The sequence below is a fragment of the Allocoprococcus comes genome (assembly GCF_013300725.1).
GTDB lineage: Bacteria > Bacillota > Clostridia > Lachnospirales > Lachnospiraceae > Allocoprococcus > Allocoprococcus comes_A.
This window is the reverse complement of sequence record NZ_JAAIMM010000007.1, coordinates 120,025-137,227: the sequence shown is the minus strand read 5'-3', so window position 1 is coordinate 137,227 and position 17,203 is coordinate 120,025. Positions and strand designations below refer to the sequence as shown.

The following is a 17,203-nucleotide window of genomic DNA, read 5'->3' as shown; positions in this document are numbered from 1 at the left end:
CAATATAAAATGATTCAGAATTTTTTGACTTCGATGTAGTTACTTTCATGATAAAATCCTCCTTAATCAATTATATCACATTTCCTGAAGAAATGCTATATAATACTATAAAATAAAACCAAAAATTTGACACAAAAAAAGCAGGTTTTATGCGGCCTGCGAGTACTTTTTCTAATATTTAACTGTCAAACTCCCGAGTACGGTCCCATCAATATCAAAAAATAATGCTGCTCTATTCATTCTACCTTTCCTCCCGGTTATACTCCAATTACACGATACTCATTATACGCATATCTCACCATTATGCGCAACCCTTTTTCATTTTCTGCAAAATATCTGTGATAAATGCCATTTTGACTTCTCCATATAAAAGTAATATAATAAATGTTGTACAATTTGAAGAAGGGGTAATAATAATGAATAAAAGAATCGATAAGAAAAAGCAGAAAAGAACACTTGAATCAGCAGTAACTGCTACAGCTACATCATCAGCACCGACTACATCAACTCCTGTTGTAGAGATAAAAGAAGTTGTAAAAGAAGTCAAAGTACCGGTAGAAGTTCCTGCCAAAAATCCTGCATTCTATGTTCAGTACCAGAGTGCAGAATATACTGTAGCCGATATCACAGAACGTGTGATCGCTGACTGCAATGCAAAGGGACACGCCGTAGAAAATCCGGAAGCTCTCTCCATTTATCTGAAACCAGAAGATAAAAAAGCATATTACACCCTTGGAGAGTTCAATGGATATATTGAATTATAAAGGAGTATTTTATGGCGCTTAACTTTCAACAGCTTGGAATGCTTGCAAAACTGAAATCCGCATTTTCCGCTTTTCAGCAGGAGCATCCTAAATTTATGCCTTTTATTCATGCAGTAAAAGGAGATGCATTCCGCAAAGACAGCATCATCGAAATCTCTGTCAAATCTCCGGAAGGACGGAATTACACTACTAATTTCCGTGTTACCGAAAAAGATCTGGAACTTATCCAGACGCTGAAGGATTTGCAGCAAAACCAATAATCGAGTAGACGGCGGTGACTAACCGCCGTCCTCTCACAACACCGTACATTACTCAACTATATTATGCTCTTACAACATATCTCCACTATCGTTCTTAATCATGCAAATGTATTTGCTGTTAAAGCCCCAGTTTCTCTTTCAGTTCTTCCTCGATGTCATATGCGCTGAACTGCATCGGAATCTCATAATCTTCCTCCGGGCTGTGCTGTGGATTCCATACCTGTGCGTAGAATGGATTCTCTTTCGCCATCTTCGGATATGCCCAGGAATTCTTCATACATTCCGGACACCAGTGGCCGCCATGAAGAACTGCATTGACTGACATTTTGAACTTATGTCCGGATGCACACTTCCATTCTACCGGTGTATAAATGTCTCCTGCATGGTCTTCTTCATAAGAGCCTCCACGGAATGCAGCTGCCTTCTCAAGATCATCTACATCCAGATTCTCAATTCCTTTTTGTTCATCATAACCATGATCCAGCGGTCTTTCCGGTTCTTCTGCCGGATGGTAGAGTTCAAATGGTTTCGCATTCTGTTTTTCTTCCAGAGAGCCGAAGAATGCCTTGATCCAATCCATCTCCATGTTCTCTTCCATCCAGATCGTTCCTGTCTTCTTCGCTGCGATTTCTTTATTATGTGCATGCATTGCTTCAGCTGTCGGCATCATAGCTGCGATCATTGGGTTTGCCATCATTCTTTCCATCTCGCTCTTTACAGCGCCCCAGTAAATCTTAGCTGGAATCTGACGGAAATGAAGCTGCTCTTCCAGTTTGTCAGCATCCAGATAATACTGTCCATGGAAATTAAATCTTGCCACATCCTGCGGATCATACACATCTTCATATTTAATTCCCATTGGTTCCAGTGAAAGTCCTGCCATCTCCCAGGTTGCCAGACGATAATCCTTACCGGAACTTAAATTGTATGCCTTACGCCAGAAGCTTTCATCAACCCAGTCTTCGCAAAGGTTTGCCATACAAATACCGGAATCAAGTGCTGTACTCCACTCCAGTACGTTATTTGCCGGCTGGTGGAATACGATCGGCTCCTCGCCTGCACCTTCTGCACTTGGATGCTGTCCTGTCTGACGGATAGATACCCAGTATTTCAGTCCACTTTCAAAGACTGCTGCCTCTGAAAATACTTTTGATACTGCATAGTAATCATGAATAGACGGATTCATCGGGTCTCCGATCCGGCCAAACTGTACCGGATCAAGTCTGCTTCCTGTCATCGCAACTGTTCCGACATATGCGAAATGTACCTTGTCCGGATCCGGCTGTTCTTTGATTGCCTTAATGATATTTAATGTAGAACCGATATTTGTATACAATGTCTTCTCCGGATATTTATCAGCTGCAGGAGATACCATTGCACCGATATGAAGTACATAATCAGCTCCGTCTACACATTTCTTGATCGTATCATAATCTGCCATATCTCCCCAGACAACTTCAAGCGCCGGACACATATATTTCTTCAGAAGCTGGCGGTTTTTCTCTGATGGTCTTGCCAGGATTCTTGTCTTGAAACGGTTGTTTCTGGATAAGAGCTGCTTCATTGTCTCCTGTCCCATTGTTCCTGTTGCACCTGTGACAAATACAACCTTTTTCGGCTTGCTTACATATTTATGTTCTTCCTCTTTATCAAAGTTAAGTGCCGCGTCAAATGCTTCTCTTACTGCGTTCAGTGCACGTCTTGCCATTCCGGCATCACCAATCTCATAGTAACCGATCTCAAGATCATTACACACCTTTTCTAATGCACTTCCGTCACGTTTTCTTGCTCCGACAGCCATCACTGCATAATCACATGGAAATTCAACTTTTTCTCCATCTTTTTCACCAATGACCTTGCCGTCCTGGATCTCTGTTACTTTCACTTCTGTTACCGGAGTGATTCCATCTTGATAGATCTGCTCTGTCACACAGATTTTTCTTGTGCTTCCCATATCTGCACAGAATTCTTTCATCATCTCAAGGACTGTAACCTTAGCTCCTTTTTCTGAAAGATACTCTGCAACTTCCATGCCGACCATTCCGCCACCGATGACTACAACATTTCCTTCTGCCTTTGCTTCGCCGTCAAGAACTGCATGAGAATCTACGACAAATGCTTTATCATTTCCCGGAATCGGAGGTACGATCGGTGCTGCACCGATTGCATTGATAAATGTATGTGGTTTGATCTCCGCGATCATTTCCGGAGTCACCTTTGTATTCATGCGTATATCAACACCAAGGCGTTTTGCTTTCTCTGCCATAGACAGAACTGCTGCTTTCATCTCTGCTTTTCTCGGAGCCTCTCCTGCTGTCAGGAACTGTCCGCCAAGTGTGTCAGTTGCCTCGCAAAGGATCGGATTATGTCCTCTCTTCTTCAGAATGATAGCCGCTTCAAGTCCACCGATTCCACCACCGGCGATCAGAACTGTCTCTGGCTTCTCTGCCGGGATGAGTTCACATTCTTTCTCTCTTCCGACTGCTGGGTTACGAAGACAAGTGATGCACGGAGAATCTTTACTCTCAAATCCATCATAACATCCCTGGTTACATCCAACACAGTAATCGATTTCTTCTGTCTTTCCGGCTTCTGCCTTGTTACAGAAGTCAGGATCTACTAGCTGTCCACGTCCGATCACAACCATATCTACTTTATCATCTTCCAGAATCTGTTCTGCAAGCTGTGGTGTATTGATTCTTCCGACACCGATCGTCAGCATTCCTGTTTCTTTACGGATCTTTGCAGCATTATCAATGTTAAATGCTCTTGGAATATCAATCGAAGGTACCTCATATTTGAGACCTGCCGAAAGAATATTTCCTCTGGATACGTCAAGTGTATCAACACCTGCTTCTTTTGCAAGTTTACAGAATTCAATCACTTCTTCGATTGTAAGTCCATTTTCCAGATAATCATCATGCGCATCAATTCTCATAAACAGCGGCATATCTTCCGGCATGTTCTCACGGATCGCACGGATACACTCCAGTGGGAATCTGCTTCTGTTTTCAAAGCTTCCGCCATACTCATCTGTTCTGTGGTTGATTCCACCGGAAAGAAAAGAGTGTGGCAGATAGTTATGTGCACAGTGAAATTCGATGCAGTCAAATCCTGCTTCTGCTGCACGTTTTGCTGCTTTTCCATAGCATGCTACAACTTCCTTGATCTGATCTACTGTGATTCCCGGAAGTGTGATTCCAGGTCCCATCGGCATATCACTCGCCATCAGAATCTGTGCTGTCTGATCCATTCCAACTGCCATACTTCCCTGCCACAGCTGGATACCTGCTTTACCACCTTCTGCATGGATCGCATCTGTCAGTTTCTTAAGTCCCGGAACATACTCGTCCTCACTGATAGAAAGGAATCCTCTTGGTGCACTCGGTGTATGGACAGAACAGACTTCTACCATATTTAAACCGCATCCACCTTTGACACGTGCCACATGATAGTCGATCAGCTGATTTGTTACATAACTTGCTTTTCCTGCAAATTTTGTTCCCATAGCCGGGAGCATGACTCTGTTTTTCAGTTCCATTCCACGGATCGTGATAGGGCTGAATAATTTTTCAAACATATTGTTTTTCTCCTTTTCTGCGAACTTTTTCTGTTACTGTCCACATTCTAAGACAGATTTATGACTCGTTCACCTCTTGATTCAACTATACAATCTACAGTTGGTGGAAAGTCAACGTTAAATAATTCACGAAAACCCATCCGTCTTTTCTCTTATTTTTCCTTTTTCTTTGTCACTTTTTCTAATTTTTTATAGATTTTCTCCTAAAACCATCTTATAATAGAGAAAAAAGCGTACACTTGGTGTACACTTTAGATTACAGCTTATAAACCATTCGTATTTTAGGAGCAATATATGAGAATCCAGGAAGTTGTCAAAAGAACAAATCTTCAGAAAAGAACAATCTATTTTATTATAAAAACACAATAAAAATCTGATTATCCGCTAAAACACAGTATCTATCAGCATTTTCAAGGAAACAAACACATCAATTTACTACTTATTTACTACTAACGAATGAGCCTTGATACGCAAGTTTTCCTAGATATGCAAAGATATGGTACAGCACATCAGTATTGAAACAACAAAAAATTGAATATTTCATAGACTATGGAACGCCTAAAATGACGTTCCTTTTCTATTTCCAGCCGTTCATTATGGACGGCTATTTTATTACCCAAAATGAAAGGAGCATTAGATTTATGAAAAAGATATTGAAACGATTATGCACGGGCGTACTTGCCTTAGCGACTGTCGTTACTACCTTACCGAGTACACCCGTTCATGCAGAAAGTAAGCAATACTGGACGCAATCCAATGAGCGTGTCGGTATCGTTGAAAAAGTTATGAATGACGGTTCGATTGGTTCTACCTTTAACGAGGGGCATTTGACCGTTGAGGGCGAGGACGCTTACTGTATCGACATTAACACAGACTTTAAAAATGGCTACAAAACCAGAGCTGACGCAAGCTCACGCTTGACTGCCGACCAGATAAGCGACGTTGCCTTATCCATTGAATATGTAAAACAGTACACAGACAGCCACAGCGGAATAAGCAACAAACACGCTTATCTTTTAAGACAGCTTGTAGTCTGGCAGAGATTAAGCGTTCATCTGGGCTGGCAATGCGACAACGTGCGAGCTTCTTATGATGAAATTCCAAAAGCAACGCAGGACGAAGTATTTGCAGGGGCAAAAGCCTTTGTGAAAGAAAATAAAGGACGCTATGAATGTGGCGGTTATATCTACTCTGGCGAGGGGCAGGAACTAGGACAGTTCTGGGCGAACTTAAACGTCGGAAATGCCACCTTGCAGAAATCTTCCAGTAATGCCAGCATTACAGAGAATAACACCAACTATTCAATCGCTGGTGCAACTTACGGTGTCTTTTCTGATAAAGACTGTAACGAACAGCTTGCCACCCTTACGACTGATAGTAACGGTAATACAGAGATTGTAGAGGTCAAAGCAGGAACAGTCTATATCAAGGAATTATCCTCTCCGAAAGGATATAAGGTTGATGATACGGTCTATTCCTTAAAGGTAGAAGTCGGAAAAACAGCGACCTTGAATGTATCTGATACACCGAAAGTAACAGACACCTTGATAGAGCTTTTCAAAATCGACATGGAAACACAGAAAGACAACCCACAAGGGAACGCTTCTCTGGCAGGTGCGGAGTTTACATGGAAATATTATGACGGTTATTACAACAAGAACAATCTTCCAGAAAAAGCGACTCGTACATGGACGACAAAGACAATCGCTGAAAAGGACAGCGACGGCACAATCCATTATGTTACAAAATTAGCGGACGCATACAAAGTATCTGGCGACAGCTTCTATATGCAGGACGGCAAGGCAGTTCTTCCTTTAGGAACACTAACCGTTGAGGAAACAAAAGCTCCAAACGGTTACTTGTTAGACGGTGCATATATGCAGGCTGGCGATAATTCCGAACAGATTAAGGGCTTATATGTAACACAGATTACCGAGGACGGCGACCTTGCCGTACTATCTGGAAGTAACCAGTTTTCAGTATCAGATAAAGTCATTCGTGGCGGTGTGAAAATCCAGAAACGAGATTTAGAAACGGGCGATACAAAACCACAAGGAAGTGCGACCTTGAAAGATACTGCCTTTGACATCATTTCCTTAAATGATAATGCGGTATTGGTTGAGGGAAAACTCTATAAGAAAAATGAAGTGGTAAAGACAATTCATACCGATATTGAGGGTATCGCTTCTACTTCTGCCGACCTCTTACCTTATGGAAACTTCCGTATCGTTGAGAGTGAAGCTCCCGACGGTTACTTGACAGACGGTGCAAAGCCGATTGACTTTTCAATCAAAGAGAATGGAAAAATCGTAGATTTAACCGACGAAGCCCATTCTATCTATAATCAGATTAAGCGTGGAGATATTGAGGGCGTAAAAATCGGTGCAGGCACACACAAGCGTCTTGCTGATGTTCCGTTTAGGATCACAAGCAAGACAACGGGAGAAAGTCATATCGTGGTAACTGATGATAACGGGCAGTTCTCCACTTCTGCTGACTGGGCTAGTCATAAGCACAATACCAATGCAGGAAAGACAAGCGAGGACGGTGTGTGGTTTGGAACTTCTGAACCAGACGACAGCAAAGGTGCGTTGCCTTATGATACTTACATCATTGAAGAAATGCGTTGCGATAGTAACAAAGGCTTTGAGCTTATCCCACCATTTGAAATCGTGGTATCAAGAAACAATCTTGTGATTGATTTAGGGACTTTGACTGATGAATACGAAAAAGAAATCACAATCCATACCACAGCAACCAGCAAGGACGGCGAAAAAACAATCCTTGCAGGAAAAGAGGTTACTATCATTGATACCGTCAAATTAGACGGTTTGAAGAAAGGCACTAAGTATCAGCTTGTAGGCTGGCAAATGTTGAAAGAAGAAAACGCCGAACTTCTTATCAATGGAAAACGTGTAGAAAATGACTATACCTTTGTTGCTGATGATGAAGCTATGAAAGTGGAAATTGCTTATACATTCAATGCGTCCGAGCTTGGCGGTAAAAATCTGGTAACATTTGAGGAATTATACGATTTAAGCAACCCAGACGAACCCGTAAAAGTTGCGGAACATAAGGACATTGAGGACGACGGGCAGACGGTGTTAATTACAGAACGTATCATCAAGATACATACGACCGCTACCGATAAGGACGGCAACAAAGAGATTGAAGCAGGAAAAGACGTTACAATCGTTGATACGGTTATTTTAGAGGGCTTGGAAATTGGCACAAAATATCAGCTTGTAGGCTGGCAGATGTTGAAAGAAGAAAATGCCGAGCTTCTTATCAATGGAAAACGTGTGGAAAGTGATTACACCTTTACCGCAGACAGCGAAACTATGAAAGTGGAAGTTGCCTTTACCTTTGACGCTTCTTCTCTTGGCGGTAAACAGCTTGTAACCTTTGAAGAATTGTATGATGTAAGCAATCCAGATGAACCGAAAAAGGTTACGGAACACAAAGACATTGAGGACGACGGACAGACAGTTACTATCAAAGAAGTACCTGAAACGCCCGAAGAACCGAAAGAACCAGAGAAGCCAGAAATACCACAGACACCCGATACACCAAAGAAAACAGACAGTCCAAAAACGGACGACAGCACAAATCTTATGGCGTTTATCGTGATGTTGCTTGCTTCTGGTGCTGGACTTACTGGAACATATCTTTACAAACGCCGTAAAGTGAAAAAATCATAAGGCGGTAACGATATGAGGAAAGAAAAATCACGTTCTCCACCGAAGCTGTCAAACGGCAGACTTCCGCTTATTCTGGCTTGTCTGCCTTGCACCTGCAAGCACACGGATAGTCAAGGGTGCGTAAGCATACAGTTTACCCTTTACTATCTGTGGGATTGCTGGTACTTCCTTAACCGCCAGAATAAGAAATCACAATCAATTTATCAAAAATAGAAAGAAACGAGGTAAAACACTATGGAAATGAAATATGTCGTGCCAGATATGGTACAGTCTTTTGGAACACTTGAATTTGCAGGCGAAAGCGAGCCTATCTTTGAAAGGGATAAAAATAATCGCAGGGTCTTAGCCAGACGAAGCTATAACCTTTATTCTGACGTACAGAAAGGCGAAAATGTTGTGGTGGAAATTCCCGTGCAGGCTGGCGAAAAGCATTTTAAGTATGAGCAAAAAGTAAAACTTGTCAATCCGAAGTTATACGGCAGAGGTTATGCAATCGGGGATATGGGACATACCGATTATGTGTTGCTTGCTGATGATATTGTAGCAGTTGAAGAAAAGTAAAGGAGTGAAGAATTTATGAGATTATCAAACGGATTTGTTATTGACAAAGAGAAAACATTTGGAGAATTAAAGTTTACAGCGGTGCGTGATGTGTTCTTGCAGAATGAGGACGGGACACCGAGTACCCAGCTTAAAAAGCGTATCTATGATTTGAAGTGCAGTCTGCATGGTGGAATTATCCCCGTGTCCGTACCGCCAGAAGTACCGTTAAGGGAATTTCCGTACAATGCAGTTGTAGAGCTTGTCAATCCCGTAGCCGATACGGTATCACGAAAAACCTATATGGGTGCAGATGTGGACTGGTATGTAAAGGCAGAGGATATTGTGTTGAAGAATAAAGGCAATCAGAACGCAGGCAATCCACAGAACCATACAACGCAGGGACAGCAAAAAAAATAAGCTGATACATTAGGTTTTCATTGTAGTGGATATATGGAACTGTTATAATATGGATATGAAGAAATAGAAAAATTGGAATTTGTGGAGAGATTTCTTGAACTTTCCTTATTTTACGGGCTTTCCAGCCCCTTAAATAGTGAAATGATATGTATTTTCCCTTATTTTTGACCTTATGCGGAATCAGCAAGGGAAATAAGGGAATTTTTTATTTAGTCGTTGCCTGCCACTTTATCAAGAAGTCTGGCGGAGTTCCGCTTTGCCTTTCTTGTAGAGTGGGCGTAGACATTCATTGTGGTACTGACATCAGAGTGCCCTAACAGTTCCTGCACATCTTTTGGGGCAGCTCCGTTTGAGAGGAGGTTGCTTGTGTAGGTGTGTCGCAACTGGTGGAAATGGAAATTCTCAAATCCGTCCAGCCTTTTTGCAACTGATCGGCAGGCAATGCTGAGTGTGCTTGGCAGTTCCAGACATCCGTCCGGTCTCAGGCAGACAAAGGAGATTTCCTTGTAATCTACCGGGATTTCTTCGGTTCCGTCCAGATGATAATATTCATAATACACTCTGTTTTTGTCCTGTGCTTCCTTGTAGAAATTGCGGTGGTAAAGTTCACCATACTGCATCCGGCTTTTAAGCTGTTTTTTTCTGGCGGTTTTCAGTATTTCAGTCAGAGTATCGCCAAAATCAACAATCCTTACTTTCTTTCGCTTGGTCGGTCCGATGATGTTTTTATGTTTTGTGCCATCATAGCGGATACTTCTTTTAATGGTCAGGCATTGTTCTTCAAGATTGATGTCCTGCCATGTCAATCCGCAAACTTCACCGATACGAAGTCCCGCATAGTATGCGATCTGGATTGGCAGGATTGCAGGTGGATTCTTTACTTTGAGGTATTCTATCAGTCTCTCATAATCTTCATGGGAAATAGGCTGTATGCCTTCTTCTACCTCATCATCTGAGAATAAATCCACATCCTCTGCCTGTTTTTTCAGCTTAATATACTGCATAGGATTAAAAGTAATCAACTGTTTTGGAAATACTGCAAACCGGAAAGCCTGTTGTAATACTGCTGAAAAGGAATGGATGTAATCTTTACTGTATCCTTTTCTCACTTTTCCATCTGGAAATTCCCCACCGAATGTAAGCAGATCGAGAAATGCCTGTAAATGTTCAGCAGTAACGGTTTTTAATTTGCGTTCTGCAATCGGATGTTTCTTGATACAACGGATTGCACCAAGATAATTTTCCACTGTACCATTGCTGAGTGTTCCGACTTTCAGTTCTTCTTCCGCCCACATATCAAGAAGTTCTCCTACAGTAAGATTATCTGTCTTTGCGACAAATTTCTTGCTTTCGTAATCATCCATTGCCTGACTGAGCAGTTTTTCCGTTTCACTTTTACTTTCTGTTCCAGCGTATTCTTTCTGAACCAGATTGCCGCTTGCATCTTCTACATAGAAGCGGTAGTACCATTTCTTTCCTTTTTTTCTTACAGATCCTTTTGCCATAATCGTGTGTCTCCTTTCGATATCAGACAATCGGAACTGATGAAATGCTTCTTGCGTGTAAGTATATCATAACTCCGGTTGTCGTTCTATACCGAATCGGAATCCTCATACAAAACTTCTGATAAAAGATTTTCAAGCCTTTGTTCTGCCATTTCCGGTTTCTTGGAATAAAGCCTTACGATATCTGCCATGTCGTTAAAGGCATTAACAGTGTGGGTGATCTCCCGGAGAAACATAATCTCGTTATATTCATCATTCGATTCAAACCCCATTACTTTTGCAATATCAGCTTCATTCGTGTTGCCCTTGTAATTCTTGCAGGCAAACTGGAATGATTCCAGAAACAGGTTATATTGCTTTAACATCAACAGCAGTAAATCTTTGGAAAAAGCATCTTCCTTTTTACTAAGGTCGAGAGGTAACTGTTTGAGAATATCGCCCATTGCATCACGAATCTGTAATTCTTTCTTATCCGTAATATCGGTTTCGTATTCATCGGTTTCCCCTCTGAGCCATTCAATAGATACATGAAGTGCTTCCGAAAGACCTTCCAGCACCATCTTTTTGGTATTGTCAATCGAACCATTCTCATAACGCAGGATTGTGGAAGCGGTAACTCCCATCTTCTCTGCAACATAAGGCTGTGTCAGATTTAATTCCAGACGACGCTGTTTTGCCCTGCTGCCTATCAGCTTGCGTAGTTCTTTATCTTTCATGCTGATTGCCTCCTTTTTCGGTATGTATGAATTATAGCATGTACCTCACATAATTGCAATATGCAATATAATAATTATTTTTAAAATTTCATAACGCTTGACAACACAATATAAAACCGCTATACTAACAGCACAACAAAAATTGCATAATGCAATTCATAAGGAGGTGACAAGATGACGGAAAGAAAGATTGCATTATCCATCGAGGAAGCAGCCGACTATACAGGAATTGGCAGAAACACTTTGAGAAAGCTGGTTGAATGGAAGAAGCTTCCGGTATTAAAAGTCGGAAGAAAAGTCCTTATTAAAACTGACATTTTAGAAAAGTTCATGGAAGCCAACGAGGGGCGAGATCTGAGGGATAAAGGAAATGTAAAAACTGTCACAAGAAATGTGGCAACTTAAAAAGGCGGCTTCCTACGAAACCGCCAAAGGTTCTATCAGACCGAAGCCATGATATACCTACACGCAAGAGGATTATACCATGTGCTTCTCCTGATATGCAACCGGGAACTAATGTTTATCTTGTCGGAAAAACATCGACAAGATAATGCTCCGCAAGGATGCACCACGATTCTGATTGGAATTATGTCAACAGAGCTGACCAGAATCGTGTGCCAAATCTTAGCAGAGCAAGATTTGATTATAAGAGAAAGGATGAAGACGATATGGCGAAATCAACAAAGACTTATGAAGAAAGAATACGTGCATTAGAGAAAAAGGAACAGGAAAGCATCGAAGCTACCAAAAAGCTCATTGCACAGCGAAAGGAACTGGAAAAGAGAAAGAAAGCCGAGGAAAGTAAAAAACGAACCCACAGGCTCTGTCAGATTGGCGGTGCGGTGGAATCGGTTCTTGGCTGTCCGATTGAGGAGGAAGATTTACCAAAGTTGATAGGCTTCTTAAAAAGGCAGGAAACAAACGGAAAGTTTTTCTCAAAGGCGATGCAGAAAGAGCCACTTACAGATATGGAGGAAGTGTAATGGCGGAGGGAGTGGTTTTTCCATTCCCTTCATTGCCTTTGAATGAAGGGCGCACTTATGGACAACCAGAGGTCGTCCTTATAAGTTTGCCACAAGTGGCAACCGGTCTGCGCTTACGCTTGCCGGGCTCGTTCCGTCGGCGGGGCTTTCAGCCAGACCTGCTCATGCCGCAGGGGGCACTCTTGCGCAGAGGGCGTTCCGACAGCTTCACTTCTGCCAAACCAGAAGAAGATGCTGTCGGAAATCAATGCCGGATACGGCAGAAAGGGGGAATCGTATCATGGCGATATTTCACTTTACAGTAAAGATTGTCGGGCGCAGTAAAGGAAAATCTGTCATATCCGCATCGGCATATCTTAATGGAGATGTGATGAAGAATGAGGAAACAGGCAGAATCAGTTACTATACTTCCAAAAAGGAAGTCGTCTACACCAGTCTGATGATGTGCGAAAATGCACCTCCTGAATGGCTGCATGTACCGGAAGAAAATATAAAAAGGTGTCAACAGTCTATCCGTTATAAAAGAGCGGATGATAAAGATGCCGCACTGGAAAAGTTTAAAATCACATTTCAGAAACAGCGTCTATGGAATGAGGTATTGAAGATAGAAAAAAATGCAGATGCACAGCTTGGACGCTCATTTGAATTTTCCCTGCCGAAAGAATGGAGCAGACAGGAACAGATTGATTATACAACCGAATATATTCAAAAGACTTTCGTGGACGAGGGAATGTGTGCCGACTGGAGCATACACGATAAGGGCGACGGGAACCCACATGTGCATTTACTTGTAACCATGCGACCATTCAATCCAGACCACTCATGGGGCAGCAAGGAAGTCAAGGACTGGGATTTTGTCAGAGATACTGACGGAAATATCGTGGTTGATGAATCCCACCCGGACTGGTGGCAGGATAAGAAAAATCCAGACCGTCATGGAATCCGTATTCCGGTACTTGATGAAAACGGAGTACAGAAAGTCGGGGCAAGAAACAGAAAACAATGGAAAAGGGTTCTGACTGACGCTACCGGCTGGAACAATCCAAAGAATTGTGAGTTATGGCGAAGCGAATGGGCAAAGATGTGTAACCGGCATTTATCCATAGACAATCTGATTGACCACCGCTCTTATGAAAGACAGGGCAAATTGAAAGTCCCTACGATTCATGAGGGTGCAGATGCAAGGAAGATTGAGGAAAAATATCTCACCGGGCAGATAAGGAAAGGTTCATGGAAGGTCGAGGAAAACCAGATGATAAAAAAACAAAATGCACTGCTGCAAAAGGTAATTGCAACCTTTGGTAAGGTATCCGGTGCATTGTCGATGTGGAGGGAGTGGTTGAATGACATTAGAAGAAAGCAAAGAAGTAATTCCCATGATGGAAGCAATGATTACACAGATAGAGGAACAGCAGAATATCATGGCAGAGATGCTTCAGGAGATACAGGAAAAGGACGAGAAGCTGATGTGCTTTCAGGAGCAGGAAGAACGATTGCAGCAATTAGAGAAAGAATTGTCAGAGCTGCTACAAATCTTACCGGATACAGAAGAACTGTTGATGCTTCTGGAAGAAAAGACAGACCAGATACAGAAACTCACAGACGAAAATCAGCAATGGCAGGAATTGGCACAGAAATTAAACAGCGAGAACCGGCTATTGCAGAAACAGAACAGCGAATTACTGAACTTGAACAGCAATTAGAGAAAGGAAGGTTGATTGATGAACGAATTAAGAAACTCAAAGAGCGACGATCAACTGGAAGAGTTGCTTCTGCTGACAGAGCAGATGCAGGAAGAACTCGACCAGAAAGACCGGACTATCAGGGAACTGAAAGTGCAGCTCGACGAATCGCTGACCTTGAACGAGAAGTTAAACAGCGAGAACAAAACAGAGAACATTCAAGCCTTAAAGAACGACTTGAGGAAAACAAAAGAATTGTTGCAGAGCGAGAAAGAGAAAACACACACCGTCCAAGCCATGATAGAGGAATGTCGAGATAAGCAGAGACAGGCAGAACAGGAACGGGATTATGCACTCTCCCATCAGAAAAAAGTAGAGATACCGGTTGAAAAGCCGGTACTCTATCAAAAGTGCGGGAATTGTAAACAGACAGCTTATCTGAAAGCTAAGGAAAAGTATGATATGCAGAGGGAAAAACTGGCAGGCAGATATAAAACAAAAACAGCCATGTATGAAGCATTGATGTTTCTGCTGATATGGTATTCCGTATCAACTACTCTTTTTCAGATGATACGGTCAAAAATATTTATTTCTGATTGCGTGGTATTCTTTGATACAATCGCAACTTTCACACAGACCATTGCTGGCTGGGTTGTACTGGCAGGAAAGAACGTGGCACAGATTAGTGATGGAATATCCAATCCTGTCGTTGCTGGAATTATAAACTGGCTGATAAGAATATTGATTTGCGGTGGATGTCTGGTGGGTGTGGGAATACTTTTGGCATTCATCGAAATAAAGATTGCAGGGCTATATAAGAAATACTGTTGGGATATGATTACCATAATGGTGATACTTGTAAGTATGGCAATAGCTATCTACTTTGGGGATTGGATAAAGGAAGTATTGCCAATCAATCTGCTATTTCTCTTATTATTCGTGCAACTGGTATATGTTGGAATCAGGTGGTATGTAAAGGGATGGCGGGAAAACAGAGGTTATGTTTAAAAATAAAAAAATTGTCTGAGACGCAGCGAAGTAAATAAAATGAGTAGTATTATAAGAAGTCAGCAGTGCGTGAATAAACTGCTGGCTTCTTTTTTGATAGATACAGTCACTCTCAGAGAGTGTGCAGGATAGTAAAGTAATAATATCAACATGCCGATATAGAAAATGCAGGGAAGCATTGTATTTCAAAGAGTTTGAGATACAATGCTTCTGCGTTTCTATAGGAGATAGTCGTTCTATGCGGAAAATAGTCATTTGATGCGGAGAATGATCGAGCGGAAGATTTGTTTGATATAATAAAGAGTGCTAGGTGAGACTTGTATGGTTTACAGGTATGAGAGAAATCAAAGACAGGAATGAAAAATATGAACATTATTATTTGTGATGACAGGATAGATGACAGAAAAAATCTATCAGATTTGCTGTCAGACTATGGTGAAAAAAAGAATTATGAGTTTGCTATTACAGAATATGATTCTGGAGAACAGTTATGCGAAGAACAATCAGCTTTGGAAGCGTGTCAGATATTATTTCTGGACATCAATATGCAGGGGATGGATGGGCTGAAAACAGCTATGAGGATTAAAGAAAAATATCCAAAACTTCCGGTTGTGCTGGTGACGGCATACATGAATTACGCACTGGATGGATATAAGGTGAAAGCAAGCCGTTTTCTGCTGAAAGATAACCTTGCAGATACTATAGAAGAATGTATGGATGATTTGATAGCAGAAATTAATAAAAACCGTAGGATTCTCGAATTTCGTTTTGTGGAGGGAACGATAAAACTCTATGCAGATGACATCATTTATATAGAAACAGAACTTCACAAAAATGTATTTTATACTGAAAAAGGTACGTTTCAGATTTATAAAAAACTGGATGAACTGGAAAATGAATTCAAGGATATGGGATTCGTGCGGGCACATCTAAGTTTTCTTGTAAATGAGTTAAACCAGATAGGGATAAAAATAGATATGTATCGGCAGGAGTACAGATTTACTCCTGCTTTCGCCTTTATTCAGGCGGTTTGACGTGTAGTACGCCGCATATATTCCCGCTCCATTTCCCGCATTTCCTCGTCTGTGGGAATATCCACAATCCCGACATAGGAATAGTAAATGTCGATTTGCTGTGTCCGTTTCCCGTCCTTTTTCTCACGCTCATGGATTACGATTTTATCCACAAATGCGTTTAGGATTTCGGGCGTGAGTTCGTCAATGCGGGTATATTTCTTCGTGACGGCTATCAGCTTTGCTACATTGGTCACTTCCATATCGGCTTGGCTGACCTCTGCGGTCAACGCTTCGATTTCACGCTTTAACTGTCCCTGCTCCGCTTCATATCCGTCTGACAGCTTGTAAAAGCGTTCGTCATTCAGTTTTCCGCTGACATTGTCCTCGTAGATTTTGCGGAACAGGCGGTCAAGCTCATCCATCCGCTTTTCGTCTTTTTCTATCTGTTTCTGCTTTGCGGACAGTTCGTATCGGCGTTCCGCAAGGGTGGTGTCTATCTGCCGTCGGATAAATACCCGCTCAAACTGCTGTAAATAGGACAGGAAATGCTGAAGCTGTTTCAAAACCAACTGGTTTAATGCGTCCTCTCGGATATAATGCTGCGTGCAGTTCTGCGTGCGGCTCGTCCGTTTGTACTGCGAACAGCCTTTAAGGTTGATTTAATAGGGTGCGTCTTTGTAACCGCCATATCTCGTCCACCGCCTTTTTAATGTCCTCTATATCCTGCCTGTAAACCGTCCCCGTCGCATTGGCGCGTTTTGCAATCTGGTTGATGTTCCGGCTCACCGCTTGCAGTTCCCGGATATATGCTTTTGTGTCGCTTCGGTCAACGACAAGAATATACCCGTCTATCGCCATTTTACGGAAGTATGCCCCATACTGCTTTATGGGAAGCTGCTTCATCTTCTCGTCGATCAGCCGCTTTTCTTCTTCCGTAACGTAAAACTTCATCTGTATATTTCTCTTTCGGTTTTCCATTTCCGCACCGCCTTTCGGTATAAGGGTTTGGGATTATCCCAACAAGCACT

Annotated in this window: 16 protein-coding genes; 11 read left to right on the top strand and 5 right to left on the bottom strand. The window is 42.0% G+C overall.

Annotated features, from left to right (window positions below; all coding sequences use genetic code 11):
* Positions 1–416: 416 nt before the first annotated feature.
* Together G4407_RS05780 and G4407_RS05775 are read left to right on the top strand one after the other, a co-directional pair.
* Positions 417–764, top strand: coding sequence for a DUF6465 family protein (locus tag G4407_RS05780; protein WP_173688100.1), 348 nt, complete (start codon positions 417–419; stop codon positions 762–764).
* Between the two features lie 11 nt (positions 765–775).
* Positions 776–1,024: a hypothetical protein gene (locus G4407_RS05775; RefSeq protein WP_173688099.1), complete on the top strand. Its 249-nt coding sequence runs from the start codon at positions 776–778 to the stop codon at positions 1,022–1,024.
* Between the two features lie 118 nt (positions 1,025–1,142).
* Here the strand turns inward: G4407_RS05775 and baiCD are convergent, their stop codons facing one another.
* A complete protein-coding gene (gene baiCD / locus G4407_RS05770) occupies positions 1,143–4,604 on the bottom strand; it encodes a bile acid Fe-S flavoenzyme BaiCD (RefSeq protein WP_173688098.1) in 3,462 nt (1,153 codons plus the stop codon).
* A gap of 641 nt (positions 4,605–5,245) precedes the next feature.
* On the opposite strand from baiCD, the gene G4407_RS05765 reads away from it, so the two are divergent.
* From G4407_RS05765 to G4407_RS05755, 3 genes are all read left to right on the top strand, one after another.
* Positions 5,246–8,305, top strand: coding sequence for an SrtB-anchored collagen-binding adhesin (locus G4407_RS05765; protein ID WP_173688097.1), 3,060 nt, complete (start codon positions 5,246–5,248; stop codon positions 8,303–8,305).
* Positions 8,306–8,539: 234 nt separating this feature from the next.
* Positions 8,540–8,866 (top strand): YdcP family protein, encoded by a 327-nt coding sequence (locus G4407_RS05760; RefSeq protein WP_173688096.1) that lies wholly within the window; start codon positions 8,540–8,542, stop codon positions 8,864–8,866.
* A 15-nt stretch (positions 8,867–8,881) separates the two neighbouring features.
* Entirely contained in the window at positions 8,882–9,265 is a 384-nt protein-coding gene (locus G4407_RS05755) for a YdcP family protein (protein WP_173688095.1), read from the top strand.
* Between the two features lie 209 nt (positions 9,266–9,474).
* Here G4407_RS05755 and G4407_RS05750 read toward each other — a convergent pair whose 3' ends face one another.
* The gene (locus tag G4407_RS05750) at positions 9,475–10,770 is read right to left on the bottom strand and encodes a tyrosine-type recombinase/integrase (protein WP_173688094.1); all 1,296 of its coding nucleotides are present in this window, start codon (positions 10,768–10,770) and stop codon (positions 9,475–9,477) included.
* Between the two features lie 86 nt (positions 10,771–10,856).
* Positions 10,857–11,486: a helix-turn-helix domain-containing protein gene (locus G4407_RS05745; protein WP_003505395.1), complete on the bottom strand. Its 630-nt coding sequence runs from the start codon at positions 11,484–11,486 to the stop codon at positions 10,857–10,859.
* Between the two features lie 174 nt (positions 11,487–11,660).
* Between G4407_RS05745 and G4407_RS05740 the strand changes: the two genes are divergently transcribed.
* The 6 genes from G4407_RS05740 (at position 11,661) to G4407_RS05715 (ending at position 16,193) form a co-directional block, all read left to right on the top strand.
* Complete coding sequence (locus G4407_RS05740; protein ID WP_008115699.1) at positions 11,661–11,891, top strand: helix-turn-helix domain-containing protein; 231 nt, start codon at positions 11,661–11,663, stop codon at positions 11,889–11,891.
* 263 nt (positions 11,892–12,154) lie between these two features.
* A complete protein-coding gene (locus G4407_RS05735) occupies positions 12,155–12,469 on the top strand; it encodes a hypothetical protein (RefSeq protein ID WP_014080633.1) in 315 nt (104 codons plus the stop codon).
* On the top strand, positions 12,469–12,774 hold the full coding sequence (locus G4407_RS05730) for a hypothetical protein (protein ID WP_005345966.1): 306 nt from the start codon (positions 12,469–12,471) through the stop codon (positions 12,772–12,774). Before G4407_RS05735 ends, G4407_RS05730 begins: the two co-directional genes overlap by 1 nt.
* On the top strand, positions 12,750–14,471 hold the full coding sequence (locus tag G4407_RS05725) for a MobA/MobL family protein (protein ID WP_173688093.1): 1,722 nt from the start codon (positions 12,750–12,752) through the stop codon (positions 14,469–14,471). Before G4407_RS05730 ends, G4407_RS05725 begins: the two co-directional genes overlap by 25 nt.
* Entirely contained in the window at positions 14,449–15,159 is a 711-nt protein-coding gene (locus tag G4407_RS05720; RefSeq protein ID WP_014080632.1) for a DUF6040 family protein, read from the top strand. Before G4407_RS05725 ends, G4407_RS05720 begins: the two co-directional genes overlap by 23 nt.
* Before the next feature lie 365 nt (positions 15,160–15,524).
* Positions 15,525–16,193, top strand: a complete 669-nt coding sequence (locus G4407_RS05715) for a LytR/AlgR family response regulator transcription factor (protein ID WP_204987873.1) — start codon at positions 15,525–15,527, stop codon at positions 16,191–16,193.
* On the opposite strand, the gene G4407_RS05710 is transcribed toward G4407_RS05715, so the two are convergent.
* Positions 16,181–16,744, bottom strand: coding sequence for a DUF4368 domain-containing protein (locus tag G4407_RS05710; protein WP_055222182.1), 564 nt, complete (start codon positions 16,742–16,744; stop codon positions 16,181–16,183). The two genes, G4407_RS05715 and G4407_RS05710, sit on opposite strands and share 13 nt — an antisense overlap.
* A gap of 79 nt (positions 16,745–16,823) precedes the next feature.
* The gene (locus tag G4407_RS05705) at positions 16,824–17,153 is read right to left on the bottom strand and encodes a plasmid mobilization protein (RefSeq protein ID WP_002584958.1); all 330 of its coding nucleotides are present in this window, start codon (positions 17,151–17,153) and stop codon (positions 16,824–16,826) included.
* Positions 17,154–17,203 lie beyond the last annotated feature (50 nt).

Coding starts and splice junctions, on each gene's coding strand:
- baiCD (WP_173688098.1), bottom strand. CDS start 4,604: ATGTTTGAAAAATTATTCAGCCCTATCACGATCCGTGGAATGGAACTG.
- G4407_RS05760 (WP_173688096.1), top strand. CDS start 8,540: ATGGAAATGAAATATGTCGTGCCAGATATGGTACAGTCTTTTGGAACA.
- G4407_RS05725 (WP_173688093.1), top strand. CDS start 12,750: ATGGCGATATTTCACTTTACAGTAAAGATTGTCGGGCGCAGTAAAGGA.
- G4407_RS05745 (WP_003505395.1), bottom strand. CDS start 11,486: ATGAAAGATAAAGAACTACGCAAGCTGATAGGCAGCAGGGCAAAACAG.
- G4407_RS05755 (WP_173688095.1), top strand. CDS start 8,882: ATGAGATTATCAAACGGATTTGTTATTGACAAAGAGAAAACATTTGGA.
- G4407_RS05765 (WP_173688097.1), top strand. CDS start 5,246: ATGAAAAAGATATTGAAACGATTATGCACGGGCGTACTTGCCTTAGCG.
- G4407_RS05750 (WP_173688094.1), bottom strand. CDS start 10,770: ATGGCAAAAGGATCTGTAAGAAAAAAAGGAAAGAAATGGTACTACCGC.
- G4407_RS05730 (WP_005345966.1), top strand. CDS start 12,469: ATGGCGGAGGGAGTGGTTTTTCCATTCCCTTCATTGCCTTTGAATGAA.
- G4407_RS05740 (WP_008115699.1), top strand. CDS start 11,661: ATGACGGAAAGAAAGATTGCATTATCCATCGAGGAAGCAGCCGACTAT.
- G4407_RS05780 (WP_173688100.1), top strand. CDS start 417: ATGAATAAAAGAATCGATAAGAAAAAGCAGAAAAGAACACTTGAATCA.
- G4407_RS05715 (WP_204987873.1), top strand. CDS start 15,525: ATGAACATTATTATTTGTGATGACAGGATAGATGACAGAAAAAATCTA.
- G4407_RS05720 (WP_014080632.1), top strand. CDS start 14,449: ATGATAGAGGAATGTCGAGATAAGCAGAGACAGGCAGAACAGGAACGG.
- G4407_RS05735 (WP_014080633.1), top strand. CDS start 12,155: ATGGCGAAATCAACAAAGACTTATGAAGAAAGAATACGTGCATTAGAG.
- G4407_RS05705 (WP_002584958.1), bottom strand. CDS start 17,153: ATGGAAAACCGAAAGAGAAATATACAGATGAAGTTTTACGTTACGGAA.
- G4407_RS05775 (WP_173688099.1), top strand. CDS start 776: ATGGCGCTTAACTTTCAACAGCTTGGAATGCTTGCAAAACTGAAATCC.